The sequence below is a fragment of the Nonomuraea sp. NPDC051941 genome (assembly GCF_044593615.1).
On record NZ_JBIUCF010000080.1, the window covers coordinates 16,592 to 43,201 of the forward strand.

At 71.6% G+C, this 26,610-nt stretch carries 25 protein-coding genes; 17 read left to right on the forward strand and 8 right to left on the reverse strand.

Features of this window, described 5'->3' with window-relative positions; genetic code table 11:
* Positions 1-17: 17 nt before the first annotated feature.
* Positions 18-506, forward strand: coding sequence for a MarR family winged helix-turn-helix transcriptional regulator (locus ACIHFD_RS63170; RefSeq protein ID WP_397375164.1), 489 nt, complete (start codon positions 18-20; stop codon positions 504-506).
* 11 nt (positions 507-517) lie between these two features.
* Here the strand turns inward: ACIHFD_RS63170 and ACIHFD_RS63175 are convergent, their stop codons facing one another.
* Positions 518-1,294, reverse strand: coding sequence for an SDR family oxidoreductase (locus ACIHFD_RS63175; protein ID WP_397375165.1), 777 nt, complete (start codon positions 1,292-1,294; stop codon positions 518-520).
* Between the two features lie 198 nt (positions 1,295-1,492).
* On the opposite strand from ACIHFD_RS63175, the gene ACIHFD_RS63180 reads away from it, so the two are divergent.
* Positions 1,493-2,362 (forward strand): helix-turn-helix transcriptional regulator, encoded by an 870-nt coding sequence (locus ACIHFD_RS63180; protein WP_350742449.1) that lies wholly within the window; start codon positions 1,493-1,495, stop codon positions 2,360-2,362.
* 52 nt (positions 2,363-2,414) lie between these two features.
* Here ACIHFD_RS63180 and ACIHFD_RS63185 read toward each other — a convergent pair whose 3' ends face one another.
* The gene (locus tag ACIHFD_RS63185; protein ID WP_397375166.1) at positions 2,415-3,101 is read right to left on the reverse strand and encodes a GntR family transcriptional regulator; all 687 of its coding nucleotides are present in this window, start codon (positions 3,099-3,101) and stop codon (positions 2,415-2,417) included.
* A 239-nt stretch (positions 3,102-3,340) separates the two neighbouring features.
* Here ACIHFD_RS63185 and ACIHFD_RS63190 point away from each other — a divergent pair, with 239 nt between their 5' ends.
* Genes ACIHFD_RS63190 through acnA form a run of 10 tightly spaced genes read left to right on the forward strand, consistent with a single transcriptional unit; the run spans position 3,341 to position 14,798 of the window.
* Complete coding sequence (locus ACIHFD_RS63190; protein ID WP_397375167.1) at positions 3,341-4,498, forward strand: ABC transporter substrate-binding protein; 1,158 nt, start codon at positions 3,341-3,343, stop codon at positions 4,496-4,498.
* A 10-nt stretch (positions 4,499-4,508) separates the two neighbouring features.
* The gene (locus ACIHFD_RS63195; RefSeq protein ID WP_397375168.1) at positions 4,509-6,257 is read left to right on the forward strand and encodes an ABC transporter permease; all 1,749 of its coding nucleotides are present in this window, start codon (positions 4,509-4,511) and stop codon (positions 6,255-6,257) included.
* Positions 6,250-7,347 carry an ABC transporter ATP-binding protein gene (locus tag ACIHFD_RS63200; RefSeq protein ID WP_397375169.1) on the forward strand — a complete coding sequence of 366 codons (1,098 nt, stop codon included), beginning with the start codon at positions 6,250-6,252 and terminating at the stop codon, positions 7,345-7,347. The genes ACIHFD_RS63195 and ACIHFD_RS63200 overlap by 8 nt, the downstream gene beginning before the upstream one ends.
* A gap of 5 nt (positions 7,348-7,352) precedes the next feature.
* Complete coding sequence (locus ACIHFD_RS63205) at positions 7,353-8,423, forward strand: isocitrate/isopropylmalate dehydrogenase family protein (protein ID WP_397375170.1); 1,071 nt, start codon at positions 7,353-7,355, stop codon at positions 8,421-8,423.
* A complete protein-coding gene (locus tag ACIHFD_RS63210) occupies positions 8,420-9,067 on the forward strand; it encodes an aspartate/glutamate racemase family protein (protein WP_397375171.1) in 648 nt (215 codons plus the stop codon). Before ACIHFD_RS63205 ends, ACIHFD_RS63210 begins: the two co-directional genes overlap by 4 nt.
* On the forward strand, positions 9,064-10,269 hold the full coding sequence (gene otnK, locus ACIHFD_RS63215; RefSeq protein WP_397375172.1) for a 3-oxo-tetronate kinase: 1,206 nt from the start codon (positions 9,064-9,066) through the stop codon (positions 10,267-10,269). The genes ACIHFD_RS63210 and otnK overlap by 4 nt, the downstream gene beginning before the upstream one ends.
* The gene (gene otnC / locus ACIHFD_RS63220) at positions 10,266-10,877 is read left to right on the forward strand and encodes a 3-oxo-tetronate 4-phosphate decarboxylase (RefSeq protein WP_397375173.1); all 612 of its coding nucleotides are present in this window, start codon (positions 10,266-10,268) and stop codon (positions 10,875-10,877) included. Before otnK ends, otnC begins: the two co-directional genes overlap by 4 nt.
* Positions 10,874-11,929 carry an Ldh family oxidoreductase gene (locus ACIHFD_RS63225; protein WP_397375174.1) on the forward strand — a complete coding sequence of 352 codons (1,056 nt, stop codon included), beginning with the start codon at positions 10,874-10,876 and terminating at the stop codon, positions 11,927-11,929. The genes otnC and ACIHFD_RS63225 overlap by 4 nt, the downstream gene beginning before the upstream one ends.
* Positions 11,917-12,222 (forward strand): putative quinol monooxygenase, encoded by a 306-nt coding sequence (locus ACIHFD_RS63230; protein WP_397375175.1) that lies wholly within the window; start codon positions 11,917-11,919, stop codon positions 12,220-12,222. The genes ACIHFD_RS63225 and ACIHFD_RS63230 overlap by 13 nt, the downstream gene beginning before the upstream one ends.
* Positions 12,219-14,798, forward strand: coding sequence for an aconitate hydratase AcnA (acnA, locus tag ACIHFD_RS63235; protein WP_397375176.1), 2,580 nt, complete (start codon positions 12,219-12,221; stop codon positions 14,796-14,798). The genes ACIHFD_RS63230 and acnA overlap by 4 nt, the downstream gene beginning before the upstream one ends.
* Here the strand turns inward: acnA and ACIHFD_RS63240 are convergent.
* Positions 14,746-15,498, reverse strand: coding sequence for a TetR/AcrR family transcriptional regulator (locus tag ACIHFD_RS63240; protein WP_397375177.1), 753 nt, complete (start codon positions 15,496-15,498; stop codon positions 14,746-14,748). The genes acnA and ACIHFD_RS63240 overlap by 53 nt on opposite strands.
* 95 nt (positions 15,499-15,593) lie before the next feature.
* Here ACIHFD_RS63240 and ACIHFD_RS63245 point away from each other — a divergent pair, with 95 nt between their 5' ends.
* Together ACIHFD_RS63245 and ACIHFD_RS63250 are read left to right on the forward strand one after the other, a co-directional pair.
* Positions 15,594-16,343, forward strand: coding sequence for an SDR family NAD(P)-dependent oxidoreductase (locus tag ACIHFD_RS63245; protein ID WP_397375178.1), 750 nt, complete (start codon positions 15,594-15,596; stop codon positions 16,341-16,343).
* Positions 16,344-16,421: 78 nt separating this feature from the next.
* Positions 16,422-16,940 (forward strand): pyridoxamine 5'-phosphate oxidase family protein, encoded by a 519-nt coding sequence (locus ACIHFD_RS63250; protein ID WP_397375179.1) that lies wholly within the window; start codon positions 16,422-16,424, stop codon positions 16,938-16,940.
* Between the two features lie 84 nt (positions 16,941-17,024).
* Here ACIHFD_RS63250 and ACIHFD_RS63255 read toward each other — a convergent pair whose 3' ends face one another.
* From ACIHFD_RS63255 to ACIHFD_RS63270, 4 genes are all read right to left on the reverse strand, one after another.
* Positions 17,025-18,635: a phospholipase A2 gene (locus tag ACIHFD_RS63255; RefSeq protein WP_397375180.1), complete on the reverse strand. Its 1,611-nt coding sequence runs from the start codon at positions 18,633-18,635 to the stop codon at positions 17,025-17,027.
* A 222-nt stretch (positions 18,636-18,857) separates the two neighbouring features.
* Positions 18,858-20,573 carry an ABC transporter ATP-binding protein gene (locus ACIHFD_RS63260; protein WP_397375181.1) on the reverse strand — a complete coding sequence of 572 codons (1,716 nt, stop codon included), beginning with the start codon at positions 20,571-20,573 and terminating at the stop codon, positions 18,858-18,860.
* A complete protein-coding gene (locus ACIHFD_RS63265) occupies positions 20,570-22,312 on the reverse strand; it encodes an ABC transporter ATP-binding protein (protein WP_397375182.1) in 1,743 nt (580 codons plus the stop codon). Before ACIHFD_RS63265 ends, ACIHFD_RS63260 begins: the two co-directional genes overlap by 4 nt.
* A gap of 314 nt (positions 22,313-22,626) precedes the next feature.
* Positions 22,627-23,199, reverse strand: a complete 573-nt coding sequence (locus ACIHFD_RS63270) for a dienelactone hydrolase family protein (RefSeq protein ID WP_397375183.1) — start codon at positions 23,197-23,199, stop codon at positions 22,627-22,629.
* A 253-nt stretch (positions 23,200-23,452) separates the two neighbouring features.
* Here ACIHFD_RS63270 and ACIHFD_RS63275 point away from each other — a divergent pair, with 253 nt between their 5' ends.
* The 3 genes from ACIHFD_RS63275 (at position 23,453) to ACIHFD_RS63285 (ending at position 25,619) form a co-directional block, all read left to right on the forward strand.
* Positions 23,453-24,409: an aminoglycoside phosphotransferase family protein gene (locus tag ACIHFD_RS63275; protein WP_397375184.1), complete on the forward strand. Its 957-nt coding sequence runs from the start codon at positions 23,453-23,455 to the stop codon at positions 24,407-24,409.
* A gap of 225 nt (positions 24,410-24,634) precedes the next feature.
* The gene (locus ACIHFD_RS63280; RefSeq protein ID WP_397375185.1) at positions 24,635-25,072 is read left to right on the forward strand and encodes a DNA-binding protein; all 438 of its coding nucleotides are present in this window, start codon (positions 24,635-24,637) and stop codon (positions 25,070-25,072) included.
* A gap of 154 nt (positions 25,073-25,226) precedes the next feature.
* Entirely contained in the window at positions 25,227-25,619 is a 393-nt protein-coding gene (locus ACIHFD_RS63285; RefSeq protein WP_397375186.1) for a nuclear transport factor 2 family protein, read from the forward strand.
* Between the two features lie 58 nt (positions 25,620-25,677).
* Here ACIHFD_RS63285 and ACIHFD_RS63290 read toward each other — a convergent pair whose 3' ends face one another.
* Positions 25,678-26,466: a class I SAM-dependent DNA methyltransferase gene (locus tag ACIHFD_RS63290; RefSeq protein ID WP_397375187.1), complete on the reverse strand. Its 789-nt coding sequence runs from the start codon at positions 26,464-26,466 to the stop codon at positions 25,678-25,680.
* Positions 26,467-26,610: the final 144 nt, after the last annotated feature.

Genomic DNA, 26,610 nt, shown 5'->3' on the forward strand with positions numbered 1-26,610 from the left:
CCGGATATCTTGGACCTGTGACGGCCCGCCGCGATCTCGCCGAGATGCTGCATCCTCTCCTGCAGTCGCTCATCGCGGCGGAGCTGCCGGTGCTGGCGGCCCATGGGGTCTCCATGTGGGGATACACCGTGCTCGGCGCCCTGGACGACGGCTCCGTACGTACGCAGGCCGCTCTGGCCGAAGCGATCGGTGCCGACAAGACCCGCATCATCGGCACCCTCGACAAGCTGCAGGCGGCCGGGCTGATCACCCGCGAGCCGGACCCGCACGACCGCCGCGCGCGGATCCTCACGATCACCGCCGAGGGCCGCGAGGTGCGCGGGTCGGTGCGGGCCGAGATCCAGGCGAACGAGGAGCGCCTGCTCGCCCGCCTGCCCGCGGCCGACCGCCACGGCTTCCTCCGCGCCCTGCAGGCGCTCCACCGGCTGCCCCGCGAACAGATCACCGAGAGGTCGCCGCTCGACCGGCGGCCCACCCAGCGATCGAACGCGACCCACGACAGTTGAGGAGCGGCCGATCAGCTGGGCTGGCCGGTCGGCATGATGGTGACCTGCTGAAGGTTCACCCGCGGCGGGAGGCTCGCGAGAAACCCGACGGTCTCGGCGACGTCCTGCGGCGTGAGCCACTCCATGGTCTCCTTGGCGCCCTCCAGCCACGCCCGGGCCCCCTCGTCGGTGACGTGGCTCTGCAGCTCGGTCGCGACGATGCCCGGCTCGATCGCCGAGACCCGCACCCTCTTCGCGCCCAGCTCGACCCGCAGGTGGCGGGAGAGATGGGTGACGTACGCCTTGGTCCCGGAGTAGACGGCGAAGTTCGGGAAGATGTTCTGGGCCGCGATCGACGAGGTGTTGATCAGGTCGGCCACTCCGCGCTCGGCGGCGGCCTTCACCAGCTGGGGAGTGAACGCGGCGATGGCGTTCATCAGGCCGGTGATGTTGAGGTCGATCTGGCGCTGCCACTGGGCGGTGGCCAGCTCCTCGATCGGTGCGGGGAGCATGACGCCCGCGTTGTTGAACAGCAGGTCGGCGCCGCCCAGCTCGGCCGCCACCCGGTCGGCGGCCGCCTGCGCCGCGGCCGCGTCGGTGACGTCGACGGCCAGGGCCAGCGCCCGGCCGCCGTTCTTCTCGATCCGGGCGACCAGGTCGTCCAGCCGCTCGGCGCGCCGCGCCAGGACGACGACGCGGGCGCCCAACTCGGCCAGGTGCTCGGCCGCCGCCTCGCCGATGCCGCTGGAGGCGCCGGTGACGACCGCGACGCGGCCGGTGAGGGGACGGGCAGAAGTCTGCGTGGTCATGGTGGATACCTTCCAAGGTGGGTGAAGTGACAGGTGGCCGCGGCTGGCATCGCCGCAAGCTCCCTCATCAGGACACCACCCGCCAGGCCCTCGCAGGCCGTCAAAATGGGCCCTCACCAGGCAGGTCTCCGCGAAACTGGTACTGTCAGGGCCACCCCGGCGAGGACCGGCCGTGCCAGGCTTGGCCACACTGGAGACATGGACCGAAGCAGCGAGATCGCCGACTTCCTGCGCTCACGGCGCGCCGGGATCACCCCCGAGGAGGCCGGGCTGCCCTTCGACGGGCGCACCCGCCGGGTGCCCGGGCTGCGCCGCGACGAGGTGGCCCGCCTGGCCGGGGTCAGCACCGAGTACTACACCCGGCTCGAGCAGGGCCGCGGCGGCTCCCCGTCGCCCGAGGTCGTCGAGGCCATCGCCCGGGCCCTGCGGCTCAACCCCTCCGAGCGCGAGCACCTCACCAACCTGCTGGTCCGCCCCGCCGACGCGCGCCGGGCTCCGGTCAGCCCGCAGCGGGTCAGGCCGGGCCTGCACCTGATGCTGCACACCCTCGACCACGTGCCCGCCTTCATCCTCGGCCGCCGCACCGATGTCCTGGCCTCCAACCGCCTCGCCCGCGAGGTGCTGACCGACTTCGACGCCCTGCCCGCGCCCCGGCGCAACCTGGCCCGCTACTACCTGCTGGACCCCGAGGCCCGCGAAAGGGTCGGCGACTGGGAGCGGATCGCGGCCGAGACCGTCGCCGTCCTGCGCCTGGAGGCCGGCCGCTACCCCAACGACCGCCAGCTCGCCGACCTCGTCGGGGAGCTCACCCTGAAGTCGCCGGAGTTCTCCACCTGGTGGAACGACCACCGCGTGCTGCGCCGCACCCACGGTGCCAAGACCTACCACCATCCCCTCGTCGGCGATCTCCACTTCTCCTACGAGTCCTTCCAGGCACCCGGCGACGTCGACCAGACCCTGTGCGTCTACAACGTCGAACCGGGCTCGGCGACCGCCCAGGCCCTCCAGCTCCTCACCAGCTGGACGGCGCCACAGCAGCAGGCGCACCCCCGGCCCGGAGCCTCCTGACGCTGCCCGGTGCTCGCCCGGCGGTTCGCGCCGAGCCCGGCCGTCGTCCGTATCAAGAAGGTTCGGCGGGTTGCTTGCGCAGGCGCCAGGCGGCCTGGGCGCCGAGGCTGGTGTCGATGTGCTCGCGCATCACGTCGGCGGCCGACTCCGCGTCGCCCGCGATCACGTACTCCAGCAGGGCCTCGTGCTCGGCGGCCTTGCGGTCGCGGGCGGCCTGGCCGCGCTCGACCTCCAGGGCGAGGCGGCGATAGCGGTCGGCCTTGTCCCACAGGCCGTCGAGGGTCTGGATGAGCAGGTCGTTGTGGGAGGCCGCGTAGAGGGCGGCGTGGAACTTGCGGTGGGCCACGAACTGCTCGTAGCCAGGGTTGCCGGGCAGCGGCTTGAGGCCCTCGTGCGCGGCGCGCATGGCGGCGATGTCGGCCTTGGTGCGCCGTTCGGCCGCCAGCCCGATCGCCAGCGGGTCGAGGGAGCGGCGCAGCTCCAGCAGGTCGCGGGCCTCCTCGGCGGCCAGGGGCGCGACGCGGGCGTCGCGGTGGGCGTCCAGCTCGACCAGCCCCTCACTTTTGAGCCGGCGCAGCGCCTCGCGCAGGGGAGTGGTGCTGATGCCGATGTCGCGGGCCAGCTGCGCCTGCGCGATGACGGAGCCGGGAAGCAGCTTCCCGGACAGGATCAGCTCTTTGACGCGCAGGTAGGCGAAGTCCGCCTTCGTCGTGTAGAGCTCGGCCGCTGATTCGCTCATCGCTGTCCTGTCTCGTCGGTGACCGTTATAACCTACACCGCCATTCAGTCTTGTCGGCAAGAGTCGGGACTGCCCGCCAGAAAGCCAGAGCGCCGGATCGTAGCCGCTATAAGGCATCTAAGAGGCTCTTCGCGTTACATTCCGGAAACGAGGGCTTGACGTCATAGGTTATAACGAAGCAGAGTGTGCGGCATCGCAGGCGACGGCTGGTCGGTCGCGCCTGGTCTAGGAGGAAGCACATGACCACCTTCCACCCCACGTTCCGCGCCCTGGGCGTCGCCGTACTCGCACTCGGCCTCCTCACGGCCTGCGGCGGTGGAGGCAGTAATGGAGACGGGGCGGCGAAACAGCCGCCGCCGAACACGATCGCGACGGGACAGGCCCCGTCCTACTACCCGAGCGACTACGCCCAGCTCATCGAGGCGTCCAAGAAGGAGGGCGGCACCCTCACCATCTACTCCAACACCGACCAGGAGAACTGGGCGCCGATCTTCCGGGACTTCGAGAAGAAGTACCCCTGGGTGACGAAGATCGCGGCCAACAACCTGGACAGCGACGAGGTGTTCCAGCGGGTGCTCAGCGAGCAGGCCACCGGCAACTCGCCGGCCGACCTGGTCGTGTCGAACGCCGCCCAGGCGTGGGCCGACTTCGCCGCCCGGCCGGGAACCCTGATGGAGTACGCCTCGCCGGAGAAGGGCAAGCTGCCGGACTTCGGCGAGCTGCTGCCCAACGTGTACGCCATGTCGGCCGACCCCATGTCGATCGCGTACAACACCTCGCTGCTGCCCGAGAAGCCGACCGGGCTGAAGAGCCTGGCGACGATCCTGGCCAAGGACCCCGCCCAGTACAAGAGCAAGATCACCACGCGGGACGTGAGCGGCGCGTTCGGCTTCACCGTCTCGCACGCCTTCGCCGAAGCCCGCCCCGACTCCTGGACCTCGCTGCAGTCGGTGCTGCCGCTGGCCAGGCCGGAGACGTCGTCCGGAACCCAGCTGGAGAAGATCACGTCCGGCGAGTACGTGGCCGGTTTCTTCGTCAGCGCCGCCCCGGCGTACCCCGTGGTGGAGAAGAGCGGCGGCCTGCTGGCGATCTCCTTCCTCGACGACGGCACGGTCGTGCTGCCGCGCGGCGTGGGCATCGCCGCCAAGGCGCCGCATCCGGCGACCTCGAAGCTGTTCGTGGACTTCGTGCTGTCGCAGGAGGGCCAGCGGGCGGTGGCCGAGGGCGGGCTGACCTCCTACCGCGACGGCGTCGCGACCGGCGACGGCCTGCACACCTACCAGGAGCTGGTCAAGGCCGTGGGCCAGGCCAACATCATCCTCGCCAAGTACGCGAAGGTCCCCGACGCCGAGGTCAAGTCGTTCACCGCCAAGTGGAACGGCCTGCTCGGCCGCTGAGAGGAACCCGATGACCACCCTTTCCCCGCCGCGTCCGCCGGCACATCCCCCGCCGCGCTACCGCAGGCCGCTGGGGCTGGCCCGGGAGAGCTGGCTGCAGTACGCCGTGCTGCTCCTGCTGGCGGTCCTGGTGCTGGCGCCGGTCGTCCCGACGCTCTACCAGTCCTTCCTCGACCGCCCCCTGTACGAGGCGGGCGGCATGCTCGGCGCCGGCAACTACGTGCGGCTGTTCACCGAGGCGGGATTCGGCCGCGTCGTGCTCAACACGGCGCTGTTCGCGGGGCTGACCACCGTGCTCAGCCTGCTCATCGCGGTGCCGATGGCCGTGGTCGTGGTACGCACCAAGCTGCCCGGCGGCCGCGTCTTCGCCGCCGCCATGCAGTGGCCGTTCTTCATCTCCTCGCTCATCCTCGGCTTCGGCTGGATCACCATGTACGGCCCGGCCGGGTTCGTCAGCGTCGAGGTACGCCGCCTGCTCGGCTTCCTGCCGTGGAACCTGTACTCCATCCCCGGCATGGCGCTGACCGAGGCCGTGGCGCTGGCCCCGATCGTCTACACCTTCTGCGCCAACGCGCTGCGCCAGAGCGACGCCTCGCTGGAGGCCGCCGCCCAGGTGTGCGGGGCCGGGCCGCTGCGCATCCTGCGCTCGGTGGTCCTGCCGCTGCTGCGCCCGCCCGTCGTCTACAGCTCGATCCTGGTGGTCAGCATGTCGGTGGAGACGCTGAGCGTGCCGCTGCTGTTCGGCCAGCCGGTACGCATCGACGTCTTCTCGACCTTCCTGTACCGCAACGGCCTGCAGTCCATCAATCCGGACTACGGGGTGCTGGGTGCGGCGTCGGCGATCATCCTGCTCGTCACCGTCAGCCTGGTCGCGCTGCAGGCCAAGCTGCTGAAGAACGCCCAGCGGTTCGTCTCCGTCCGCGGCAAGGCGACCCGCCCGCGACCGCTGGACCTGGGCCGGCTGAAGTGGATCAGCATGGCCGCCATCGCCTTCTACGTGGTGATGGGCGCCCTGGTGCCCATCGGCGGGCTGGTCTTCCGCTCCTTCACGCAGGTGTTCACGCCGCTGCAGTCGCCGCTCAAGACCCTCACCGGGGACAACTACGAACGGATCTTCACCTATCCGGTGTACGTGCAGTCCATCGTCAACAGCCTGCTGGTCGCGGCGATCGGCGCGGTCCTGGTCAGCGCGCTGTCGCTGCTGGCGGTCATGGTGGCCAGGCGCTCGACCTTCCGCTTCGCCCGCGCGGTGGAGTATCTGGCGCTCGCCCCGCAGGCGATGCCCGGCATCATCGTCGGCATCGGCCTGTTCTGGGCACTGGCCTTCGCGCCGTTCGGGCTGGGCACCCTGATCCAGGGCACGCTGTGGGCGCTGATCATCGGTTTCGGGCTGCGCGCGCTGCCCAGCGGGTTCGGCTCTATCTCCCCGTCGATCATGCAGATCGGCCGGGAGCTCGACAACGCCGCCCGGGTCTCCGGCGCCGACTGGGTGCGGACGTTCACCCGCATCCTGGCGGCCCTGCTGCGGCCGGCCTTCGCCGGGGCGCTGATCCTGACGTTCGTGACCCTGCTCAAGGAGTACTCGCCCGCGGTGTTCCTGGGCTCGGCGGACTCCAACATCATCGGCACGACCATGCTCGAGCTGTGGGTGCAGGGCAACACCGGCTCCGTGGCCGCGCTGGCCAGCCTGCAGATCGCCATCACGGCGACCTTCGTCGGGCTCGCCGGACTACTTCTCAAGGGGCGTACAGATGCCTGAGGTCAAGGTCGCCAACCTGTCCAAGCAGTTCGGGGACAACGCCGTCCTGCGTGACATCTCCTTCACCATCGCCGACGGCGAGTTCTTCACGCTGCTCGGCCCCAGCGGCTGCGGCAAGTCCACCACCCTGGCGTGCATCGCCGGCCTGGAGCGGCCGAGCACCGGCAGCATCGCGGTCGGCCCGGCCACGTTCGTCGACGCCGGCACGTTCGTGCCGCCCGAGGGGCGCAACCTCGGGATGGTGTTCCAGTCGTACGCGCTGTGGCCGCACATGACGGTCGCGCAGAACCTGGCCATGCCGCTCAAGATCCGCAAGGTCGACCGGCGCACGCAGGACGAGCTCATCACCGAGGCCCTCGGCAAGGTGGGCCTGGCCGAGCTGAAGGACCGCTACCCGCACCAGCTGTCCGGCGGCCAGCAGCAGCGCGTCGCCCTCGCCCGTGCCCTGGTCTACTCGCCCAGCGTGCTGCTGCTGGACGAGCCGCTGTCCAACCTGGACGCGCAGCTGCGCGAGCAGGCCCGCGCCTGGCTCAAGCGGCTGCAGGAGGAGCTCGGCATCACCACCGTGTACGTCACCCACGACCAGGAGGAGGCCCTGGCCCTGAGCGACCGCATCGCGGTGATGTCCAAGGGCGACATGGTGCAGATCGGTACTCCGAAAGAGATCTACGAGACCCCCGCGACCGCCGAGGTGGCCGCGTTCGTCGGCCGCTGCAACTTCCTCACCGGCACGATGACCGGGCCCGCGGAGGTGCGGCTGGACTGCACCGGGCAGACCATCGCCGTCTCGGAGGGCACGCCGGGCCCGCGCGTCACCGTGGCGGTGCGCCCCGAACGGCTGGAGATCCTCCCGCCCGGCCGCACCGCCCCCGCCGACGTGAACGTGCTCACCGCCGAGGTGCTCACCAGCTCCTACATCGGCTCCCGCTACGAGTACGACCTGCGCCTGGGCGACCACGTCATCCAGGCGGAGACCGCCCGCCCGGAGCTGAGCGGCGAGGTCACGCTCGTCGTCGAGCCCGCCGCCTGCCTGCTCTACCCGACCACCGACGCCCTGCCCGAGGACGTCGAAGCACTCGTAAGGACGTAAATTTCGTGACTTCCTACCGTCTTGGCGTACTCGAAGGCGACGGCATCGGCCCCGAGATCGTCCCCGCGTCCGTCCTGGTCGTGGACGCCGCGCTCGCCGCCGCCGGAGCCGCCCCCGTCGAGTGGGCCGAGCTGCCGCTCGGCGCCTGCGCCATCGACAGCCACGGCGACGCCGTACCGGAGGAGACGCTCGCCGCCCTCGCCGAGGTGGACGGCTGGCTGCTCGGCCCGCACGACAGCGCCGCCTACCCCGAGCCGCACCGCTCCAAGCTCAACCCCAGCGGCACCATCCGTAAGCACTTCGACCTGTTCGCGAACATCCGCCCGGCCAAGTCCTTCGACGGCGCCGACGCCGTCGTCCCCGGCACCGACCTGGTCATCGTCCGGGAGAACACCCAGGGCTTCTACGCCGACCGCAGCACCTACAAGGGCAGCGGCGAGTTCATGCCCAGCCCCGACGTGGCCATCGCCATGGGCATCATCACCCGGCCCGCCGTCGAGCGGATCGCCGTCGAGGCGTTCGAGCTCGCCTCCCGCAGGCGCGGCAAGCTCACGATCGTGCACAAGGCCAACGTGCTGAAGCTGACCACCGGCATGTTCCGCGACGTCTGCCGCGAGGTCGCCGCGCGCTATCCGGACGTGGCCGTGGACGACTTCCACATCGACGCGATGACCGTGCACCTGGTGCGGCGGGCGAACGACTTCGACGTGATCGTCACCGAGAACATGTTCGGCGACATCCTGTCCGACCTGGCCGGCGAGATCGCCGGATCGCTCGGCATCGCCCCGTCCATCAACGCCTCCCACGAGCGCGCCATGGCCCAGGCCGCGCACGGCTCCGCCCCCGACATCGCCGGCCAGGACGTCGCCAACCCCATCGCGATGATCCTGTCCAGCGCCATGCTGCTCGACTGGCTCGGCGCCCGCCACCAGGACCCCGCCCTGGTCCGGGCCGCCGCCCTCATCGAGGCCGCGGTCGCCGGCACCGTCCAGGGCGGCACCCGCACCCGTGACATGGGTGGCACGGCGGGCACCCGAGCGTTCGCCGAGGCCGTCGCCGCCGGTGTGAAGCGATGAACCCGACGATCGCGGTCGTCAACGCCACCCCGGCCTCCATCCGGCCCGCCGCCGACGGGCTCGGCGAAGGGTTTCCCGAGGCCAGGGCCTGGCACCTCCTGGACGACCGGCTCGTCACCGAGGCCGACGCGGCCGGCGGCATGACACCCGCGCTGACGCGTCGCATGCTCGCGCTCATCGACTACGCGGTCCGCGGCGGCGCCGACGCGGTGCTGCTGTCCTGCTCGATGTACGGCCCGGCCGCCGGGCTGGCCCGGCGGCTGCACGAGGTGCCGGTGACGGGTTCGGACGAGGCCGTGTTCGCCGACGTCGCCCGGCGGCGGTCCGGCACCGTGCTCGTGCTCGGCTCGCTCGACTCCGCGGCGGCGGACTCGGCGCGGCGGCTCAAGGAGGTGGCGGACGGCGTCGAGGTGCGCGCGATCGCGGCGCCGGGAGCTGCGCCCGCGGCCGCCGCCCGCGACTGGCCGGACCTGACCGACGCGCTCGCGCGGGCCGCCGCGCCTCACCTTGACGGCGTCGAGCTGGTCCTGCTCGGGCAGTACTCGATCAGCCCGGTGCACGCCGAGCTGGCCGACCGGCTCGGCCTGCCGGTGCTGAGCCCGCCGCTGGCGGCGGCCCGGGCGTTGCGCGAGGCGCTGGCATGAGCGTGCTGCTGGGCTGCGTGGCCGACGACTACACCGGAGGCACCGACGTCGCCGCCGCGTTGCGCCGGTCGGGCCTGCGTACGGTGCTGATCTTCGGCATCCCCGGGCCCGCGACGGTGCTCCCGGACTGCGACGCCGTCGTCGTCGCGCTCAAGACCCGCTCGATCCCGGCCGGGGAGGCGGTCGCCGCGTCGCTCGCCGTTCAGCGGTGGCTTCACGAGCGCGGGGTCCGGCGCCTGTACGTCAAGTACTGCTCCACCTTCGACTCCACCGACCAGGGCAACATCGGCCCGGTCGCCGACGCGCTGACCGAGGCGGGCGGGGCCCGCCTGACCGTGGTGTGCCCGGCCGCTCCCGAGCACGGCCGCACCGTCTACCAGGGGCACCTGTTCGTCGGCGACCGGCTGCTGTCGGAGTCGTCGATGCGCCACCACCCGCTGACGCCGATGACCGACCCCGACCTCGTCCGCGTCCTGGGCCGGCAGACCCCGCACCGCGTCGCGCTGGTCGCGCACGAGACCGTCCGGCGCGGCGCCGACGCGGTGCGCGCGGCGCTCGACGCGCTGCAGGCCCAGGACGTCCGGTACGCGGTCACGGACGCCCTCGACGACCGCGACCTCGACGTCATCGCCCGCGCGAGCGCGCACCTGCCCGTCATCACGGGCGCGGCGGGGCTGGCCGGAGCTTTGGAGACCGCCCGGCACGAACCGGCCACGCCTGCCCTTCCCACGGGGCCAGGGGTGGTGCTCGCGGGCAGCTGCTCGGCCGCCACGCTGGAGCAGGTGGCCCTGGCCCGCCGGCACATGCCCTCCTACCGGCTGCGCGCCGAGCAGGACGGGCTGGTCGAGGAGGCCATCGGCTGGCTGGAGGCCAACCTCGAGGCGGAGGGCCGCGCCATGGTCTACTCCTCGGCTCCTCCCGAGGAGCGCTCGCCCGGCGCGGCCGGGCTGCTGGAGGGGGCGCTGGCGACCGTCGCCGCCCGCGCCGCCCGGCTCGGCGTCCGGCGCATCGTCGTCGCCGGTGGCGAGACCTCCGGCGCCGTGGTCAACGCGCTCGGCGTGACCGGCGCGGTCGTGGGCGCCGAAGCCGACCGGGGAGTCCCCTGGCTGCTCACCACCGGACACCCGAGCCTGGCCCTGCTGCTCAAGTCCGGCAACTTCGGCCGTCCCGACCTGCTCGTCACAGCCCTGGAAGCACCATGACCGATATTTCCTCACAAATCGCTGAGCTGGGAGCGTCCCTGTTCCACCGGCGGCTGACGCACGGCCGTACCGGCAACCTCAGCGCCCGCACCGGCGACGCCTTCCTCATCACCCCTACCGGCGGCTCCCTCGGCGACGTCTCGCCCGATCAGCTGTCGCTGGTCAGCCTGGCGGGCGAGCACCTGGACGGGCCGCGCCCGTCGAAGGAGGCATTCCTACACGCCGCCTTCTACCGCGCCCGCCCGGACGCCGGCGCGGTCGTCCACCTGCACAGCACCTACTCCGTCGCCGTGTCCTGCCACGACGGCCTCGACCCGGACGACGTGCTGCCGCCGCTGACCGCCTACTACGTGATGCGCGTCGGGCGGCTGCCCCTGCTGCCGTACCACGCGCCCGGCGACCCGGCGCTGGGGCCGATCGCCGAACGCGCCGCCCGCACCGCGCACGCGCTGCTGCTGGCCAACCACGGGCCCATCGCCGCCGGCGCCGACCTCGCCGCCGCCGCGGACGTCGTCGAGGAGCTGGAGGAGACGGCGCGGCTGTGGCTGCTGCTGCGCGACCGCCCCGTCCGGCCGCTCACCCCCGACCAGGTCAGGAGCCTGTCGTGATCCCTGCCTCCGAGCTGATCTCCTTCGGGATCGAGGTCCTGACCTCGCTCGGCGTCCCCGAACCCGACGCGCGACTGGTGGCCGACAGCCTGGTCACGGCCGACGCGTGGGGCCACCCCTCGCACGGCATGCTGCGCCTGGAGTGGTACGCCGACCGCCTGCGCTCCGGGGCCATGCGCGCGGTGACCGACGTGGCCACCGTGCTCGACGGCGGCGCCGTCGCCGTCCTCGACGGCCGCGACGGCATCGGCCAGGTCGTCACCGCGTACGCGGCCCGCGACGCCGTACGCCGCGCCGGCCAGCACGGCGTGGGCGTGGTCGCGGTGCGCGACAGCAACCATTTCGGCACCGCCGCGTACTTCACCCGCATGATCGCCGCCGAGGGCTGCGTCGCCCTGCTGACCACCAACGGCAGCCCCGCCATGGCCCCGTGGGGCGGCCGGGAGAAGAGCGTGGGCGCCAACCCGTGGTCCATCGCGGTGCCCGGCGGCCGGCGCGGCCCGGTCGTGCTCGACATCGCCAACACCGTCGTCGCCCGGGGCAAGATCTACGCCGCTCTCGAACGCGGGCACGCCATCCCCGAGGGCTGGGCCCAGACGGCGGACGGCGTCCCCACCACCGACCCGGCCCTGGCCGTCGACGGGCTCATCCTGCCCATGGCCGGGCACAAGGGGTACGGCATCTCGTTCATGATGGACGTGCTGTCGGGCGTGCTGACAGGCAGCTCGTACGCCACCGACGTGGCCGGCCCCTACGTGCCCGACCGCCGCAGCGGCTGCGGCCACCTGCTGCTCGCGCTGCGCCTGGACGCCGTGGCCGACCCCGCCGGCTACGCCCGCCGCCTCGACGACCTCATCGACCGCACCAAGGCCGTGCCGCTCGCGCCCGGCTTCGACGAGATCTTCTATCCCGGCGAGATCGAGGCCCGCAACGCCGCCGAATCCGCCGTGGCCGGAGTGCGCCTGCCCGGCAAGACCCTGCAGGGCCTGCGCCGGCTCGCCGAGGCGTGCGCGGTCCCGCAACCCGCCTGGATGAGCGCATGTTCGTCGTGATCGTCCAGCTCCAGGTGCGGCCCGACCGCCTGGAGACCTTCCTCGACGGCATCCGGGCCAACGCCCGCGCCACCCGCGACGAGCCCGGCTGCCTCCGCTTCGACGTGGTGCGCAGCGACGACGACCCGCACCGGTTCGTCCTGTACGAGATCTACCGGGACGAGGCCGCCTTCTTCACCGAACACCGCGCCGCGCCGCACTACGCCGACTGGCGCCAGGTGGCCGAGGCGTGCGTGACCGAGCACCGCAACACCTTCTGCCATCCCGTCTCGCTCCAAGGGCAGGCCACGTGACCGACTTCCTCACGGTGGGATCTCGCCGTTACCGCATCCACACCGTCGACGCACCCGCGCGCCTGCCGTACAGCCTGCGCATCATGCTGGAGAACCTGCTCCGGCACGCCGCCCCCGCCGAGCAGGTGCGGGCCCTGACCGGGTGGCGGCCGCACGCCGGCCGGACCGCCGCGGTGGACCTGCATCCCGCCCGGGTGTTCCTGCACGACACCAACGGCGTGCCCGTGCTGGCCGACCTGGCCTCCATGCGCGACGCCATGGCAGCGCTCGGCGGCGACCCCGCCTCGGTCAACCCGGCCATCCCCGCGGAGCTGGTCATCGACCACTCCATCATCGCCGACGTGTTCGGCCGCCCCGACGCGCTGGCCCGCAACGCCGACCGGGAGTACGAGCGCAACGCCGAGCGCTACCGCTTCCTGCGCTGGGGTCAGGCGTCGCTGCGGGGCTTCACGGTGGTGCCGCCGGGCAAGGGCATCATGCACCAGATCAACGTCGAATACCTGGCCCAGGTGGTCATGACCCGCGGCGATGAGGCGTACCCGGACCTGTGCCTGGGCACCGACTCGCACACCACCATGGTCAACGGGCTCGGCACGCTCGGCTGGGGCATCGGCGGCATCGAGGCCGAGGCGGCCATGCTGGGCCAGTCGGTGTCCATCCTCGTGCCCGACGTGGTGGGCGTGCGCCTGCACGGCGAGCTGCCGGTCGCCGCCACCGCGACCGACCTCGTGCTGACCCTCACCGAGCTGCTGCGCGAGCACGGGGTGGTCGGCAAGATCGTCGAGTTCCACGGGCCGGGGGTCACGGCGCTGCCGGTGACCGACCGGGTGACGATCTCCAACATGAGCCCGGAGTTCGGCTCCACGGCCGCGCTGTTCCCCGTCGACGCCGAGACGATCCGCTACCTGCGCTTCACCGGCCGCGACGGCGACCACGCCGACCTGGTCGAGGCGTACGCCAGGGCGCAGGGGCTGTGGCACGAGCCGGACGCGCCGCCCGCGTACACCGCCGACCTGGACCTTGACCTGGCCACCGTCGTCCCGTCCGTCGCCGGCCCGCGCCGCCCCCAGGACCGCATTCCCCTGGAGGGGGTGAAGGCCGCCTTCCGCGCGCAGGAGCGGCGGCCCGTCGCGGCGGAGCGGGAGATCACGCACGGGACCGTCGCCATCGCCGCCATCACCTCCTGCACCAACACCTCCAACCCTTCGGTCATGGTCGCCGCCGGGCTGCTCGCCAAGAAGGCCGCCGAGCGCGGGCTGAGCGCCAAGCCATGGGTGAAGACCACCCTGTCGCCCGGCTCGCGCGTCGTCATGGACTACTACGGCGAAGCGGGCCTGACCCCCTACCTGGAACGGCTCGGCTTCACCCTGGCCGGGTTCGGCTGCATGACGTGCATCGGCGCCTCCGGCCCGCTCGTCGAGGAGGTGTCGGAGGCCGTGGCCGAGCACGACCTCGACGTGGCCGCGGTCCTGTCGGGCAACCGCAACTTCGAGGGCCGCATCCAGCCCGAGGTGCGCTCCAACTACCTCGCCTCGCCGCCGCTCGTCGTCGCCTACGCCCTCGCCGGCACGATGGACCTCGACCTCACCACCGAGCCCCTCGGCACCGACCCCGGCGGGCGTCCCGTCTACCTGCGCGACCTGTGGCCCGCCCCGGAGGAGGTGCGCGCGGTCATCGAGCGGGTGATCAGGCCGGAGATGTTCGCCCGCGCCTATGCCGACGTCCTCGACGGCGACGAACGCTGGCAGCGCCTGGACGTCGCCGGCTCCGCCACCTACCCCTGGGACCCCGCCTCCACGTACGTGCGCCGCGCCCCCTACCTCGACGGCATGTCGCCCGAGCCGCCGCCCGTCACCGACATCACCGGCGCCCGCGTCCTGGTCAAGCTGGGCGACTTCATCACGACCGACCACATCTCACCCGCTGGGGCCATCCTCCCGTCCAGCCCCGCCGGCCGCTACCTCACCGGCCTCGGCGTGCCACGCCACCAGCTCAACACCTACGCCTCCCGCCGCGGCAACCACGAGGTCATGATGCGCGGCGCGTTCGCCAACGTGCGCCTGCGCAACCAGCTCGCCCCCGGCACCGAAGGCGGCCTCACCGCCGACTTCCTGGACGGCGGCACGATCACCACCGTGTACGAGGCCGCCCGCGCCTACCAGGAGGCCGCCGTACCGGTCGTGGTGCTGGCCGGGGAGGGGTACGGCGCGGGCTCCTCCCGCGACTGGGCCGCCAAGGGCCCCGCGTTGCTCGGCGTGCGCGCCGTCATCGCCAAGTCGTTCGAACGCATCCACCGCTCCAACCTGGTCGGCATGGGCGTCCTGCCGCTGCAGTTCCTGCCCGGCCAGGGCCCGGACGAGCTCGGCCTCACCGGCCGCGAGGTCATCGACGTCACCGGCCTGGCCGCGCTCGACGGACCGCGGCTCCCGCCCACCCTGACCGTCACCGCCGGCGGCGTCACCTTCCAGGCCCGCCTCCGGCTCGACACGCCTCGTGAGGCCGACTACTACCGGCACGGCGGAATCATGCCCTATGTCCTGCGCGGCCTGCTGGCAGCTGCGCGCCGATCCCGTTGAGCACCCGATCCAGCCCGTGCCGGAAGCGCTCGGCGGGGGAGAGGTGCGCGGTCCTGGATTCCTGTACGGATCGGCCGAACAGGGGGTAGGCGCCCGACCCGACGATCTGCCGCACGTACGGCCCGATGTAGTCGCGTTTCCAGCGCTCCGGGTCCAGGCCGGTGCGGCGGGCCTCCTCCAGCCAGCCGATCTCGCGGCGGATCGCGCTGTGGACGTAGTCGTTCACCATGCCGACGAAGCCGGTCATCTCGTCGATGTCGAGACCGAGCCCGTCGAGCGCGCCCAGGGCGAACTCGTGCACCCGCAGCAGCTGCGGGCCCAGGGTCGGGCGGCCGCTGAGCAGCGGGGTCAGCCAGGGATGGCGCAGGCCGGCGGCCCGGGTCTCGCAGGCGACCAGGGAGAGGTCGCCTCGCCAGTCGCCGGACGGCTCGGCGGGGAGTTCGAGCTCGCCCATCGCCAGGTCGATCATGAGATCGAACAGATCATCGCGTTTCGGTACGTAGCGATAGAGCGACATGGCGCCGGTGCCCAGTTCGCCCCCGATCCGGCGCATGGTCGCGGCCTCCACCCCCTCGGCGTCGGCGATCCGGACGGCCGCCCGGGTGATCTGCCCGCGGCTGTAGCCGGGCCGCCGCCCGGGCCCCGAACGCTCCAGGCGCTCGGGCCGCATCCAGATGCTGATCAGTTCCTCGTCGGACATCCTGGCCTCTCCCTAACTTGCGTACACAGTACTCGAATGGCTAGGGTCCCATTTCGAGTACGAAGTACGCGAAATAAGGGAAGGCGTGATCAGCAATGACGACCTTGACCGGCAAGACGGCGCTCGTGACCGGTGCCAGCAGGGGGATCGGCCGGGCCGTCGCCACCCGGCTGGCCCGGGAGGGGGCCCGGGTCGCCGTCCACTACGGCAGCAACGAGGCGGCCGCCAAGGAGACGGTCGCGGCCATCGAAGCGGCCGGCGGGCAGGCGTTCGCCGTACGGGCCGAGCTGGGCGTGCCGGGGGACGCCGAAGCACTGTGGGCCGGCTTCGACGCCCACGCCGACGGCCTGGACATCCTGGTCAACAACGCGGGCATCCTCGGCGACCAGGATGAGATCGACGGCGTGACCAGGGACGGCTTCGAGCGGCTGTTCGCGGTCAACACGACCGCGCCGTTCTTCATCACCCGGCTCGCCCTGCCGCGGCTGCGGGACGGCGGCCGGATCATCACCATCGGCACGATGCTGACGCGAGGCGCGGCCATGCCGCGGGCGATCGGCTACGCCATGTCCAAGGCCGCGCTCGACGTGCTGACCACCGCGCTGGCCAAGCAGCTCGGGCCGCGTGGCATCACGGTCAACACCGTGGCGCCCGGCGTCATCGACACCGACATGCACCAGGGACGCCTGGTCGGCGAGGCCCTGGCCTGGCTGTCGTCGCAGTCGCCGCTGGGCCGGCTGGGAACCCCGCAGGACGTCGCCGACGCGGTGGCCTTCCTGGCCGGCGACGACAGCCGTTACATGACCGGACACCGCCTGGACGTCTCGGGCGGAACGACCATGTGACCCGAGGCGATGAGTTTCGTGCCGCCGGCCGGTCTACCTGTGTGACCGCCATGCCGCACACGCCGTCCGGAGGTTCCGATGACCGACCAGCTGCCCGTCGAGGTCACCAATCTCGACCGCTACGACCACGACGTGCTGCCGTGGGACCGCGCCCACGCCGTGCTCAGCAGTTCGTCGGGGGCGGACATCACGTGGTTTCTCGGCACCGTGCGGCCCGACGGCCGGCCGCACGCCGCGGGGGTCGGCGCCGTCTGGTACGACGGCGCCCTCCATTTCACCACCGGCCCGGGCGCCCGCAAGACCCGCAACCTGGAGGCCGATCCGAACTGCACGATCTCCGTCAGGCTCGACGGCATCGACCTGAACCTCGAGGGCACCGCGCACCGGGTCACCGACGCCGCCATGGTCGAGCGCGTGGCCGCCCTGTACGCCGAGCTCGGCTGGCCCGCGACCGCCGAGGGCGACGCGATCACCGCGCCGTTCAGCGCGCCGAGCGCGGGCCCGGCGCCGTGGCACCTCTATCGCTTCTCGATGCGCGTCGCGTTCGGCGTCGCCACCGCCGAACCGCACGGAGCCACCCGCTGGCGGTTCGCCTGAACGCTTGCCGCCGCGACCGAGGTCGGGCCGGACGGCGGCCGATGCCGCGGTCCGGCCCGAGAAGGGGTTCAGCGGGCGCCGTTCTCAGGGCCTGCCGAAGCCCAGGACCGCCGCGTAGTAGACGGCCGCGATCTTCCTGCAGGCGCCCCGCACCAGGAAGAAGTAGCCGCCGCACACCTTGTCCTTCAGGGTGATGTAGAACCGCGTGTCCACATCGAGCTTCCGGAAGACGGTGCGGTCGAGGTAGTACTTGTACTTCATCCTCTGGTTGGTCATCAGACCGTACCCGTAGTCGTGGGAGTCACAGGCCGGCCGGAAGTCGAACCCGGCGGGGCGGTCCGCTCCCGGCTTCGTGCAGTGGTCGTGAACGATGCCCCTGACCTTGAAGCCGCTGGCGGTCCGCTTCCAGTCGGGCTTCTTCCAGCTGCCGCCGTGGTAGGCCCAGGCCGAGCAGCCCGACTTCGTGTACCACATCCAGGTCTTGGCCGAGTCGCACTTCTTCGGGTAGGACTGCGGGGGGTCCACGCCGTCCGGCAGGAAGTCGCCGGCCGGCGGCTCGGTGGCGTTCGGGTCGTCGAGCCCGGCCGCGCCCTCGGTCGGCCCGCCGTTGGCCGGCATGTCGGTGCCGGTGGCGACCACCTGGGGAGCCGCGGCGCCCTCAGGGAAGGTGAGCTGCCAGTCGCCGTTGCTGACGGACTCGATCGACGACAGGCGTCCCACGGAGTCGTAGGCGTAGGTCCCCTGGACGGCGCCGAGGCTGGGATCGCTCGCGGTGCGCAGCAGGCCGTTCAGGTCGTAGGCGTAGCTCGCCTCGGTCTGCGGCGCGTCGGTTCCGTACGCGACCTTGATCTCCTTGAGCCGGCCCGTGTAGTCGCCGTTGGAGGTGCCGGTGGCCGTGGTGGCCGTCGCGTAGGTGAACGTGGTGACGCTTGCGGGGCTCTCGCCACGGGTCGGTTCCTTGACGCTGCTGACGCGGCCCTGGGCGTCGTAGGTGATGGCGGACTTGCCGAAGGCGACGGTGCCCACGCTGGTCACCCGCCAGGGGTCGGCGCCCGGCGCCCCGGCCGGCCGGGCCCAGGTGTAGGTGAGCTGGAGGTCGGCGTTGCTGATGGGGGTGCCGTCGGCGTTGGTCAGGGGCTCCTTGCCCGGGTCCAGGGGACCCAGATCCGTCACGAACGTCTCGGTCGTCGTGGTGCGCATCGCCCCGATGACCGCGTCCCACTTGGTGGTTTCGGTGATCTTGGATCCGTCGGCGGCCTCGTACGTCTGGATGCCGCCGCCGTCGGGGAAGGAGACGCTGCTCTTCAGGGGATAGCTGGTCGACGTCCCTTCGTCGAGTTCCGTGACGACGATGGTGCCGTTCTGGTTCTCGAGTTTCCGGTTGATCTCTCCGCCGGCGAACTCGGCCTGCCAGCCCGGCCCGAAGACGCCCAGCTCGGGCCTGGTGGCCGGGGCGGACTGCGGCCGGGCCAGATCACCGGCGGTCAGGGCCACGCCGTGCTTGCGGCTGATCGCGCCCGCGGACACGTCCAGTTCGGTGAGCTTGAAGGTCTTGGTGTCGGAGGAGTACTGGCCGGGACCGACCTCCTGGACGTTCGCCGGCGGCGGGTCGTCGAGCGCGGCGGCGGAGACCTCCGGGGCGAGGAAGGGGAGAAGCATCGCCGAGACGGCGACGGGGAGCGCTAATCGGCGCAAGGGGTGCCTCCAGGTGAAAGGAGAAAGTGATTTGATCACCTGGAGAGTAAGGGCTGACAATCCGCTCGACAAGAGCTGGACAATTTTCTTGAACGGTGCTGAAATCGCCTACGAAGCCATGCCTCGGAGATAATTTATTGATGCATTCATGCAGGTGAGAGGCTAGGCGGTGAATTTGTAGAGCATTTGTAGCGGTGTTGTAGAGTCTTCCCGAATAATGACTCAGCAAAATGACGTGAAGGCATATTCGGTGTTCCAGAAATCGGCGTAGCGGCCGCCGTGGCGCAGCAGTTCGTCGTGGCCGCCTTCTTCCACGATCCGGCCGCCGTCCAGAAAGACGATGCGGTCGGCGCGCCGGACGGTCCGCAGCCGATGGGCCACCATCACGACCGTCCGGCCCGCCATCAGGCGCTCGATGCCTTCGTGGACGGCCGCCTCGTTCACCGGGTCCAGCGCGGAGGTGACCTCGTCCAGCAGCACGATGGGCGCGTTCTTCAGCAGCGCCCGCGCGATCGAGACGCGCTGGCGTTCGCCGCCGGACAGCAGCGCGCCGCCCTCTCCGACATTCGTCGCCCAGCCGCCGGGCAGCCGCTCGATCACCTCGTCCAGCCGCGCCGCGGCCGCCGCCGCCCGCACTTCGGCTTCGCCGGCGTCGGGACGGCCAAGACGTACGTTCTCCTCGATCGTGCCGTCGAAGAGATAGACCTCCTGGACGACGATGGTGATCCGCGCCATCAACGCCTCGGTGCTGACGGCACGTACGTCCGCGCCTCCCACGCGTACCGCGCCCGCGTCCACGTCGTAGAACCGTGCCGCCAGCTGCAGCAACGTGCTCCTGCCCGCCCCGGACGGTCCGACGACGGCGAGCCGCTGCCCCTCCGGCACGGACAACGACACGTCGTCCAGCACCGTACGGTCCCCATGCCTGAACACGACGGAGTCGAACTCCAGGGCATGGCCCGCCGGCTGGACCGGTTCGCGGGGTTCCGGCAGCGGCTCGGTACGCAGCAGCGTGTCGAGCCTCGCCAGCTCGGAACGCGCGCCACGGAGCCGGCCGCCGAGGTCGGCCAGCGACAGCAGCGGATCGGCGCAGCGGGCGGCGAGCACCAGGATGGTCAGCACCTCCGCCGCGCCGATGCCCCCGCCGAGCGCCAGGTAGGCGCCCAGGACCAGCAGCGCCGTGAAGATCGCCTGCACGGTTAGTGCCAGGCCCAAGGTGCCGGGCAGCGCCGACAGCACGGTACGGCGAGAGGCGCGCCGGACTTCCCGCAGCGAGCCGTCGAGCAGCTCGAAGCGTTCGACGGTCCGGCCGCCGGCCCGCAGTACCGGCTGGGCCTGGAGATATTCGATGACCCGCCCGATGGCCTCGTGGTCGCGTTCGTGGCGGTCCGCGTCGGCGGCGGCCATCGAGCGTCCCGTCCAGATCTGGACCGCCGCCACGACCGGGACGGCGACCAGCGCGGCCAGGCCCAAGAGCGGGTTGAAGGCGAGCATCACCGCGACGATCGTCAGCGGGGTCACGCAGGCGGAGACGAACGGCGCCAGCAGATGCGCGATCACGCTCATCGCCTGCAGGACGCCGCGGCTGGCCGGCACGGACACCTCACCGACCCGGCCGGCGCCGTACCAGCCCAGCGGCAGGCGGGCCAGATGATCGCCGAGCCGGTGGTACATGCCGCGCAACAGCACCGTCCCGACGCGGAAACCGGACAGATCACTGCGATAGCGCAGCACGGCGTAGACCGCGACCGCAGCCCCGAACGCGACCAGCCACGGCCCGGCGTCCGCGGGCGCGCTCCCGAACAGCGCCCGCAGCACGGGAACGAGCAGCGCGTAGGACAACCCCTCGGCCACCGCGGTCGTCGTCATCAGGGCCACGGTGCGACGCACCGGCCGGGCGTACTCGTCTCCGAGCACGCGCAGCAGCATTCGGATCATCGGGGCTCATCTCCCTGCGGTACGGTTTCGACCTCGCCGGCGACCGCCGACCGGTGGGATCTCCAGAACGCGGCGAACTTTCCGTTCCGCGCCAGCAGCTCGGCGGGCGTGCCGCGTTCGACGATCGACCCGTTCTCCAGCATCACGACGGTGTCGGCGTCGGCGATCGTCTCCAGGCGATGGGCGATGTCCAGCACCGTGCGATCGCCCGGCGGCGTGACCAGGGTTCGGCGTACGGCCTGTTCGGTGTGCGGGTCGGCGAAGGCGGTCGCCTCGTCGAGCACCAGGACGGGCGTGGCGGCGAGCAGCGCGCGTGCGATCGAGATCCGCTGCGCCTCGCCGCCCGACAGCCCGGCCTCTTCATGGAGCACCGTTTCGTACCCGCGCGGCAGCTCGAGAATGCGCTCGTGGACATTCGCCAGCCGGGCGGCGCGAACCACGTCATCGTGGCCTGCGTGCGGCACCGCCAGCGCGATGTTCTCCGCGACCGACGCGCGCAGCAGGCGGACGTCCTGGAAGACGAAGGAGACCAGCCGATACAGGTCCTGGCTGCCGAGCTCGCGCAGATCGGCACCGCCGAGGACGACCGAGCCGTGGGTCGGGTCGAAGAACCGCGGCAGCAGCTGAACCAGCGTGGACTTCCCGCTCCCCGACGGCCCGACGACCGCGGTGACGGTCCCCGGTTCGAGCACCAGGTCGATCCCGCGCAGCACCTCATGATCGGCTTCGTACCCGAACCGGACGCCACGCAGCTCCACCCGGTGGCCCCGCGGCGCGACCGGACGCGCGGGCTCCGGCAGCGACCGCACCGCGAGCACGTCCCGGATCCGGCCGACCGCCCGCCGGGCGGCCTGCATGTCGTCGAAGCCGTGGCCGAGGGCCGCCACGGGAGCGGTCAGGCCCAGCCCGAGCAGCAGGAAGGGCAGCAGGTCGGGCGGGGTCAGGCCACCGTTCATGATCAGGGCCGCACCGCCGATCAGCACGACCAGCAGCACGAACGGCGGCGACAGCGCCAGCTGCATCCCCGCGGCGATCGCGGAGACAGCGCGCACCCACCGGAAGAAGGTGCCGGCGAAATCGTCCGCGGCCGTGCGGAACCTGCGGTGGGCGCGCTCGGATCCGCCGAACGCCTTGACCACCGAGATGCCCTGCACGAACTCGACGGCCGAACTCGCGATCCGTCCCATGGCCGCGTCGAACTCCTCCTGCTCGCGCAGCCGGGCCGGGGTCATCATCAGGGGGACCAGCGCCACGGCCAGCACCACCGGTATCAGCGTGATCAGCGTGAGCCGCCAGTCGACGGTGAACAGGTAGATCAGCGGCACCACGAACGCGGCGACCAGGTCGCCGGGGGTGTGGGCGATGAACGGGTGCACGGCGCTCACGTCCTCCCCGACCACCTTCGCCAGCTCGCCGGTCCGGCGCCGGGAGAACCAGCCGATCGGTACGCGTCCCAGCCGCGCTGCCAGCTGCCGGCGGAACGACAGCTGCACCTGGCCGTCGAGGACGTGCCCGATCCCGGACGAGGCGGCCGTGAACAGCAGCCGTACGAACAGGCCGGCCGCGCCCGCGATGACGACGGTCCAGACGTGACCGTGATCGGGCGGGCCGGGCGACAGCAGCGTACGACCCAGTTCGACGACCGCCAGCAGCGGCGCCAGCCCCGCGACGGCGCCGATGACCTGCAGGATCACAACGGCGGCGAAACTCCAACCGTAGGGGCGCAGCAGCCTTGCCATGCTCGGTCCCGCCACGGGACCGGGTGGCGCGGACCGGTCAGTGGTGCTCATCGGTGCGTCGATGCGCTGGCTGGGGCTCTCATGACCGGAAATTCTCGTCCGGCTGCGGTTCCATGGCGTCCCGCAGACGGAGTCATCTGCCACTACCGCACCGGGATCACCGACCGGCCGGACTACGACGCCGGGAGCAGTCGCGCGACAGGAGGGCTGAGCGCTCCGCCCAGCTCGCCCTCCCACCCGAAGACGGCAACCGGCGCGTCCTGGCGCTCCTCACCCACCCCCGAGCGGGCGGGTAGATCCCTCGGGGCCGCCGGTCACAGGTCGGCGACGAAGTCCAGCGCGATGGCCCAGGCGCGCTCGGCGGCCTGTGCGTTGTAGTCGGGCAGGTCGGGGTCGGTGAACAGGTGGCCGACGCCCGGATAGCGGAAGACCTCCACGTCGGTCCGCGCCCGGCGCATCCGGATGTACCAGGCGTTCAACCAGTCGGCGGGTTCGTAGGTGTCGGGATCGGCCACGTGAAGCTGGACCGGCAGGTCGTCGGCCGAGAGGTCGTCGGCCATGTCGGAGGTGCCGTGCATCAGCAGCAGCCCTCGAGACCGCTCGTCACCCAGGGCGAGGTTCTGGGCGATCGCCGCGCCGAGTGAGAAGCCCGCGTACACCAGGCCGTCCGGGGACAGCGGGGCCGCTGCGGTCACGGCCCGCTTCAGCAGCTCATCGCGGCCGATCTCCTCCTTGATCGCGGTCCCCGCCTCGGGTGTGTCGACGACCCGGCCGTCGTACAGATCGGGAACGTGCACCTCGTGGCCGGCCGTCCGCAACCGGTCAGCGGCCTGGTGGACGGCGGGCCGCAGGCCGTACATCGAGTGCAAGAGGAGAATTCGTGCCATGCGCCGCAGCTTAGCCAGCGCTCAGGGTGGTGCTGACGCAGCCTTCCCGGCATTGGCGACGGGTTCCACGTGACGATCAAGCTGATCTCAGGGTTCATCCGCTGCCGCGCCGCCTGGGCGCAGCGCCGTGGAGGGCGGGTCGGGCGCATGGGCGGGCCGGAGGGCTGGGGCGCTTGGCTTGGACTGCCGGACATCGGCCCGCACGACGACCGGTCCGGGACCGTCTCGTCGTGCGGCGCCTGCCGGGTTGCCGATGGCTGCGAGTGAGGACAGCATGGCCCGGGTGCCGTGGGGAGGGATCGTGGACGACGAGGCGATGCGGGTGGTGGCACGAGCGTACGGGCTGGGGGAGCCGGTCGGGCCGGCCGTGTACGCGGCGCGCGGCGAGCTGGGCCGGATCTGGCGGCTGGACACCGGGCGCGGATCGTGGGCCGTGAAGGAGTTGCTCGTGCCCGCCGAGGAGAGTGCCGCCCGGCAGGACGCCGCGTTCCAGTTGGCCGCCGGGAAGGCGGGGGTGCGACTGCCACGGCACGTCATGACGGCCGAGGGCGACGTGCTGCTCGACGGGAGGTGGCGGGTCTACGAATGGGTGGATCTGGTGCCGGGCGAGACGGTCACGGCGGCCGAGCTCGGCATGGTGACGGCCGGGCTGCATGGGGTGGGGCATCCGGCGACGGGGGCGGTGGCCCCATGGTTCTCCGAGCCGGTCGGCCGGGACGCGTGGGAGGAGCTGGCGGCGGCCGGGGGTGAGTGGGCGCCGACGCTGGAGCGGGCGCTTGCCGATCTCGTCGCGCTGGACTCCCTGGTCGCCTCGCCCGGCTCTTCGATCACCACCTGCCATCGCGACGTCAACGTGGAGAACGTGTGCCGGGCAGCCGACGGCGGCGTGATCGTGCTGGACTGGGAGAACTGCGGGCCGGCGCGCCCGGCGTTCGAGCTGGCGGGGATCCTCGTCGATCTGCCCCTGGAGGAGGCGGTCGCGGCCTACCGGGCCTATCGGGGCGCGGGCGGGCCTGCGGTGGTGGCCGAGCCGGCCGACTTCTCGATGGCGATCGTGGTGCAGGGGCATTTGCTGGAGTTCTACGCCAGGCGTGCCCTGTCACCTGAGGAGTCGGAGGAGAATCGCGGCAGGGCCCGGGCCCGGCTGCACGCGATGCTCGACCGGCCGCTGACACCGGAGAGGATCGACCGCATTCTGGCGGCGCTCTGAGCCTCTCCCGGCTCTGACTGCCCGCGCGCCCCGCTCGTCTGGCGCGCTCCCTGCTGTCCTCAGTTTCCCGAGACGGTGACGCTCCTGAAAGGCGACGTCGGTACCACCATGGTCGCCACGGTCACACGCTTGATCGTTACGGCAGCGGCGTACTATCGCGATCTTAAACGATCTGTTTAAAACAGTAAGTTGACATCGGTTTGAGTGTTGCGGCATCGTGAGCACATGCCCACAGATGCCGATCACCACCTTGACCCCTTCACTCCTCCGCATCCGGAGCAGGCGCGCGCGCAACGCGTGTACGCGTCCCTGTTCCGGATCGCCGAGCGGCACGCGGTCACCGATGAGCAGCGCGGCCGGCAGGTCCATGCGTCGGCCATCGGCCCGCACGAAGCCGTCAGGCTCGTGACGTTCCTGCTCAGCGGAGCCGCACGGCTCGATGACGGCGAGCCGGAGGTCGACCACGCCGACATCACCGCGGCGTTGAGCCTCCTCCCGCTGCTGCGCGGGGAGCTGGACGCGCTGGAGGTCAGCCTGCTGGAGATGGCGCGGGGGCGCGGCATGACCTGGCAGGAGATCGCGTTCGGGCTTGGGCTCGGCACCGCCCAGGCCGCCAGGCAACGCCACGAACGCCTCGCGGACCGTGTCGAAGACCAGGAGTAGCACGGACCTCCACACCCCTGCTTTGGAGGATGTCCGTCGTTGGTGTGGGTGTAGTGCTGGCGGCGAAGTTCGGGGCGGTCTCTCCGCGTCTGGATGAACGCGCCCCTGGGGCCGGCTTGACCTTGTCGCCAGCGTCAGCGTTTATCGTCGCGATATGAGCAGCTTCGATCGGGTCACCCTCCTCAAGCACGACCAGAGCTTCTTCGACGCCCTGGTGGCGAGCGATCTCGCCGTTCTGGAGGAGCTACTGGCCGACGACTTCGTCCTGGTCGGGGTCGAGGACGGGGCCGTCGCCGACAAAAGGATCCTGCTCGACCTGGTGGCCTCCGGCTCCCTGCGGTTCCCGCGGATCCACTCGTTCCCGGACGAGGCGATCGTCCGGGTCATCGGCACAGTAGGCATCGTCGTCGGGCGTACCGGCATGAACTTCACCAAGCCCGCCGGCACCACGTTCAGCGCCGGAAGCCGCTACACCCACGTTTACGCCGCCGACGCCCACGGCGCCTGGCGCCTTGTCTCAGCCCAGGGCACGGCGATCAAGGCTTGATACCCGGCGCGGGCGTCTGGGTCGCGGTCGCCGCGGGGTCAGCGTCCTTGCGAGCCCGTCAGCCGGGCGGGTCGGACCGGCGGGCGACGTACAGGATCCGGTCGTGTTCGTCCTCGTCGGCCGGGTCCCGTGCGGACGTCCCCACCAGCCCGTGGGTGGCCACGACGTGCAGTCCGGCCTGCTCGGCCACCTCGCGTACCGTCCGCTCGGAATGGTGCCGTTGCACGTGGCGCATCGACAGCCGCTCCCAGCCCGCCCCGTTCCGTTCGAACAGGTCGAACTGCGTGATCACGACCGCGTCGGCCTCGATCCGCGGGGACTCCGCGAACCAGGCCACGTACCGGTCGCCCCGGTCGGCGACCGTGGGGACGCTGAACATGCGGCGGTAGTAACCGATGGTGTTCAGGTCGAAGACCAGCACCCCGTCCTCGGTGAGCTGGTCGCGCGCGGCCGTCAGCGCCTGTCGCAGCTGCTCTGTGCCGGTCAGGTACGTCATCGGCACGTCCACGCAGGCGATCACGTCGAAGCCGGTCAGTCCGGGCGGGGGCTCCTGCAGCCGTCCCACCAGGAACCGGATCTCCTCGGCACCGGGCCGGCGGCGGGCCGTCGCGACCATCGCGGGGGACAGGTCGTAGCCGGTCACCTCGAACCCGCGCTCGTGGAAGGCCACGCTGCTGCGGCCGGTTCCGCAGCCGGCGTCCAGGAGCCGCCGTCCGCCCGACCCGTACCGATCGGCCGCCTCCACGAAGCGGGCCACCAGGCTGGAGGTGTCCAGCTGCGCGTTCAGCTCGTCGTAGCGGGCCGCGATGCTCTCGTAGGCGGCCAGCGTCTCGTCCACGTGCGACATGCGTGCCTCCTGGGTGCGGGTGTCCCGCCGCGGCGCGAGCCGTGGGGGGGGGGGGGGGGCCGGCCCGCGGGGGGGGGGGGGGGGGAAGAAGAACAAAACCAACAGGTTGTGCCGGCCGCCCGGGGCCCGCCGCCCCCAAAACAG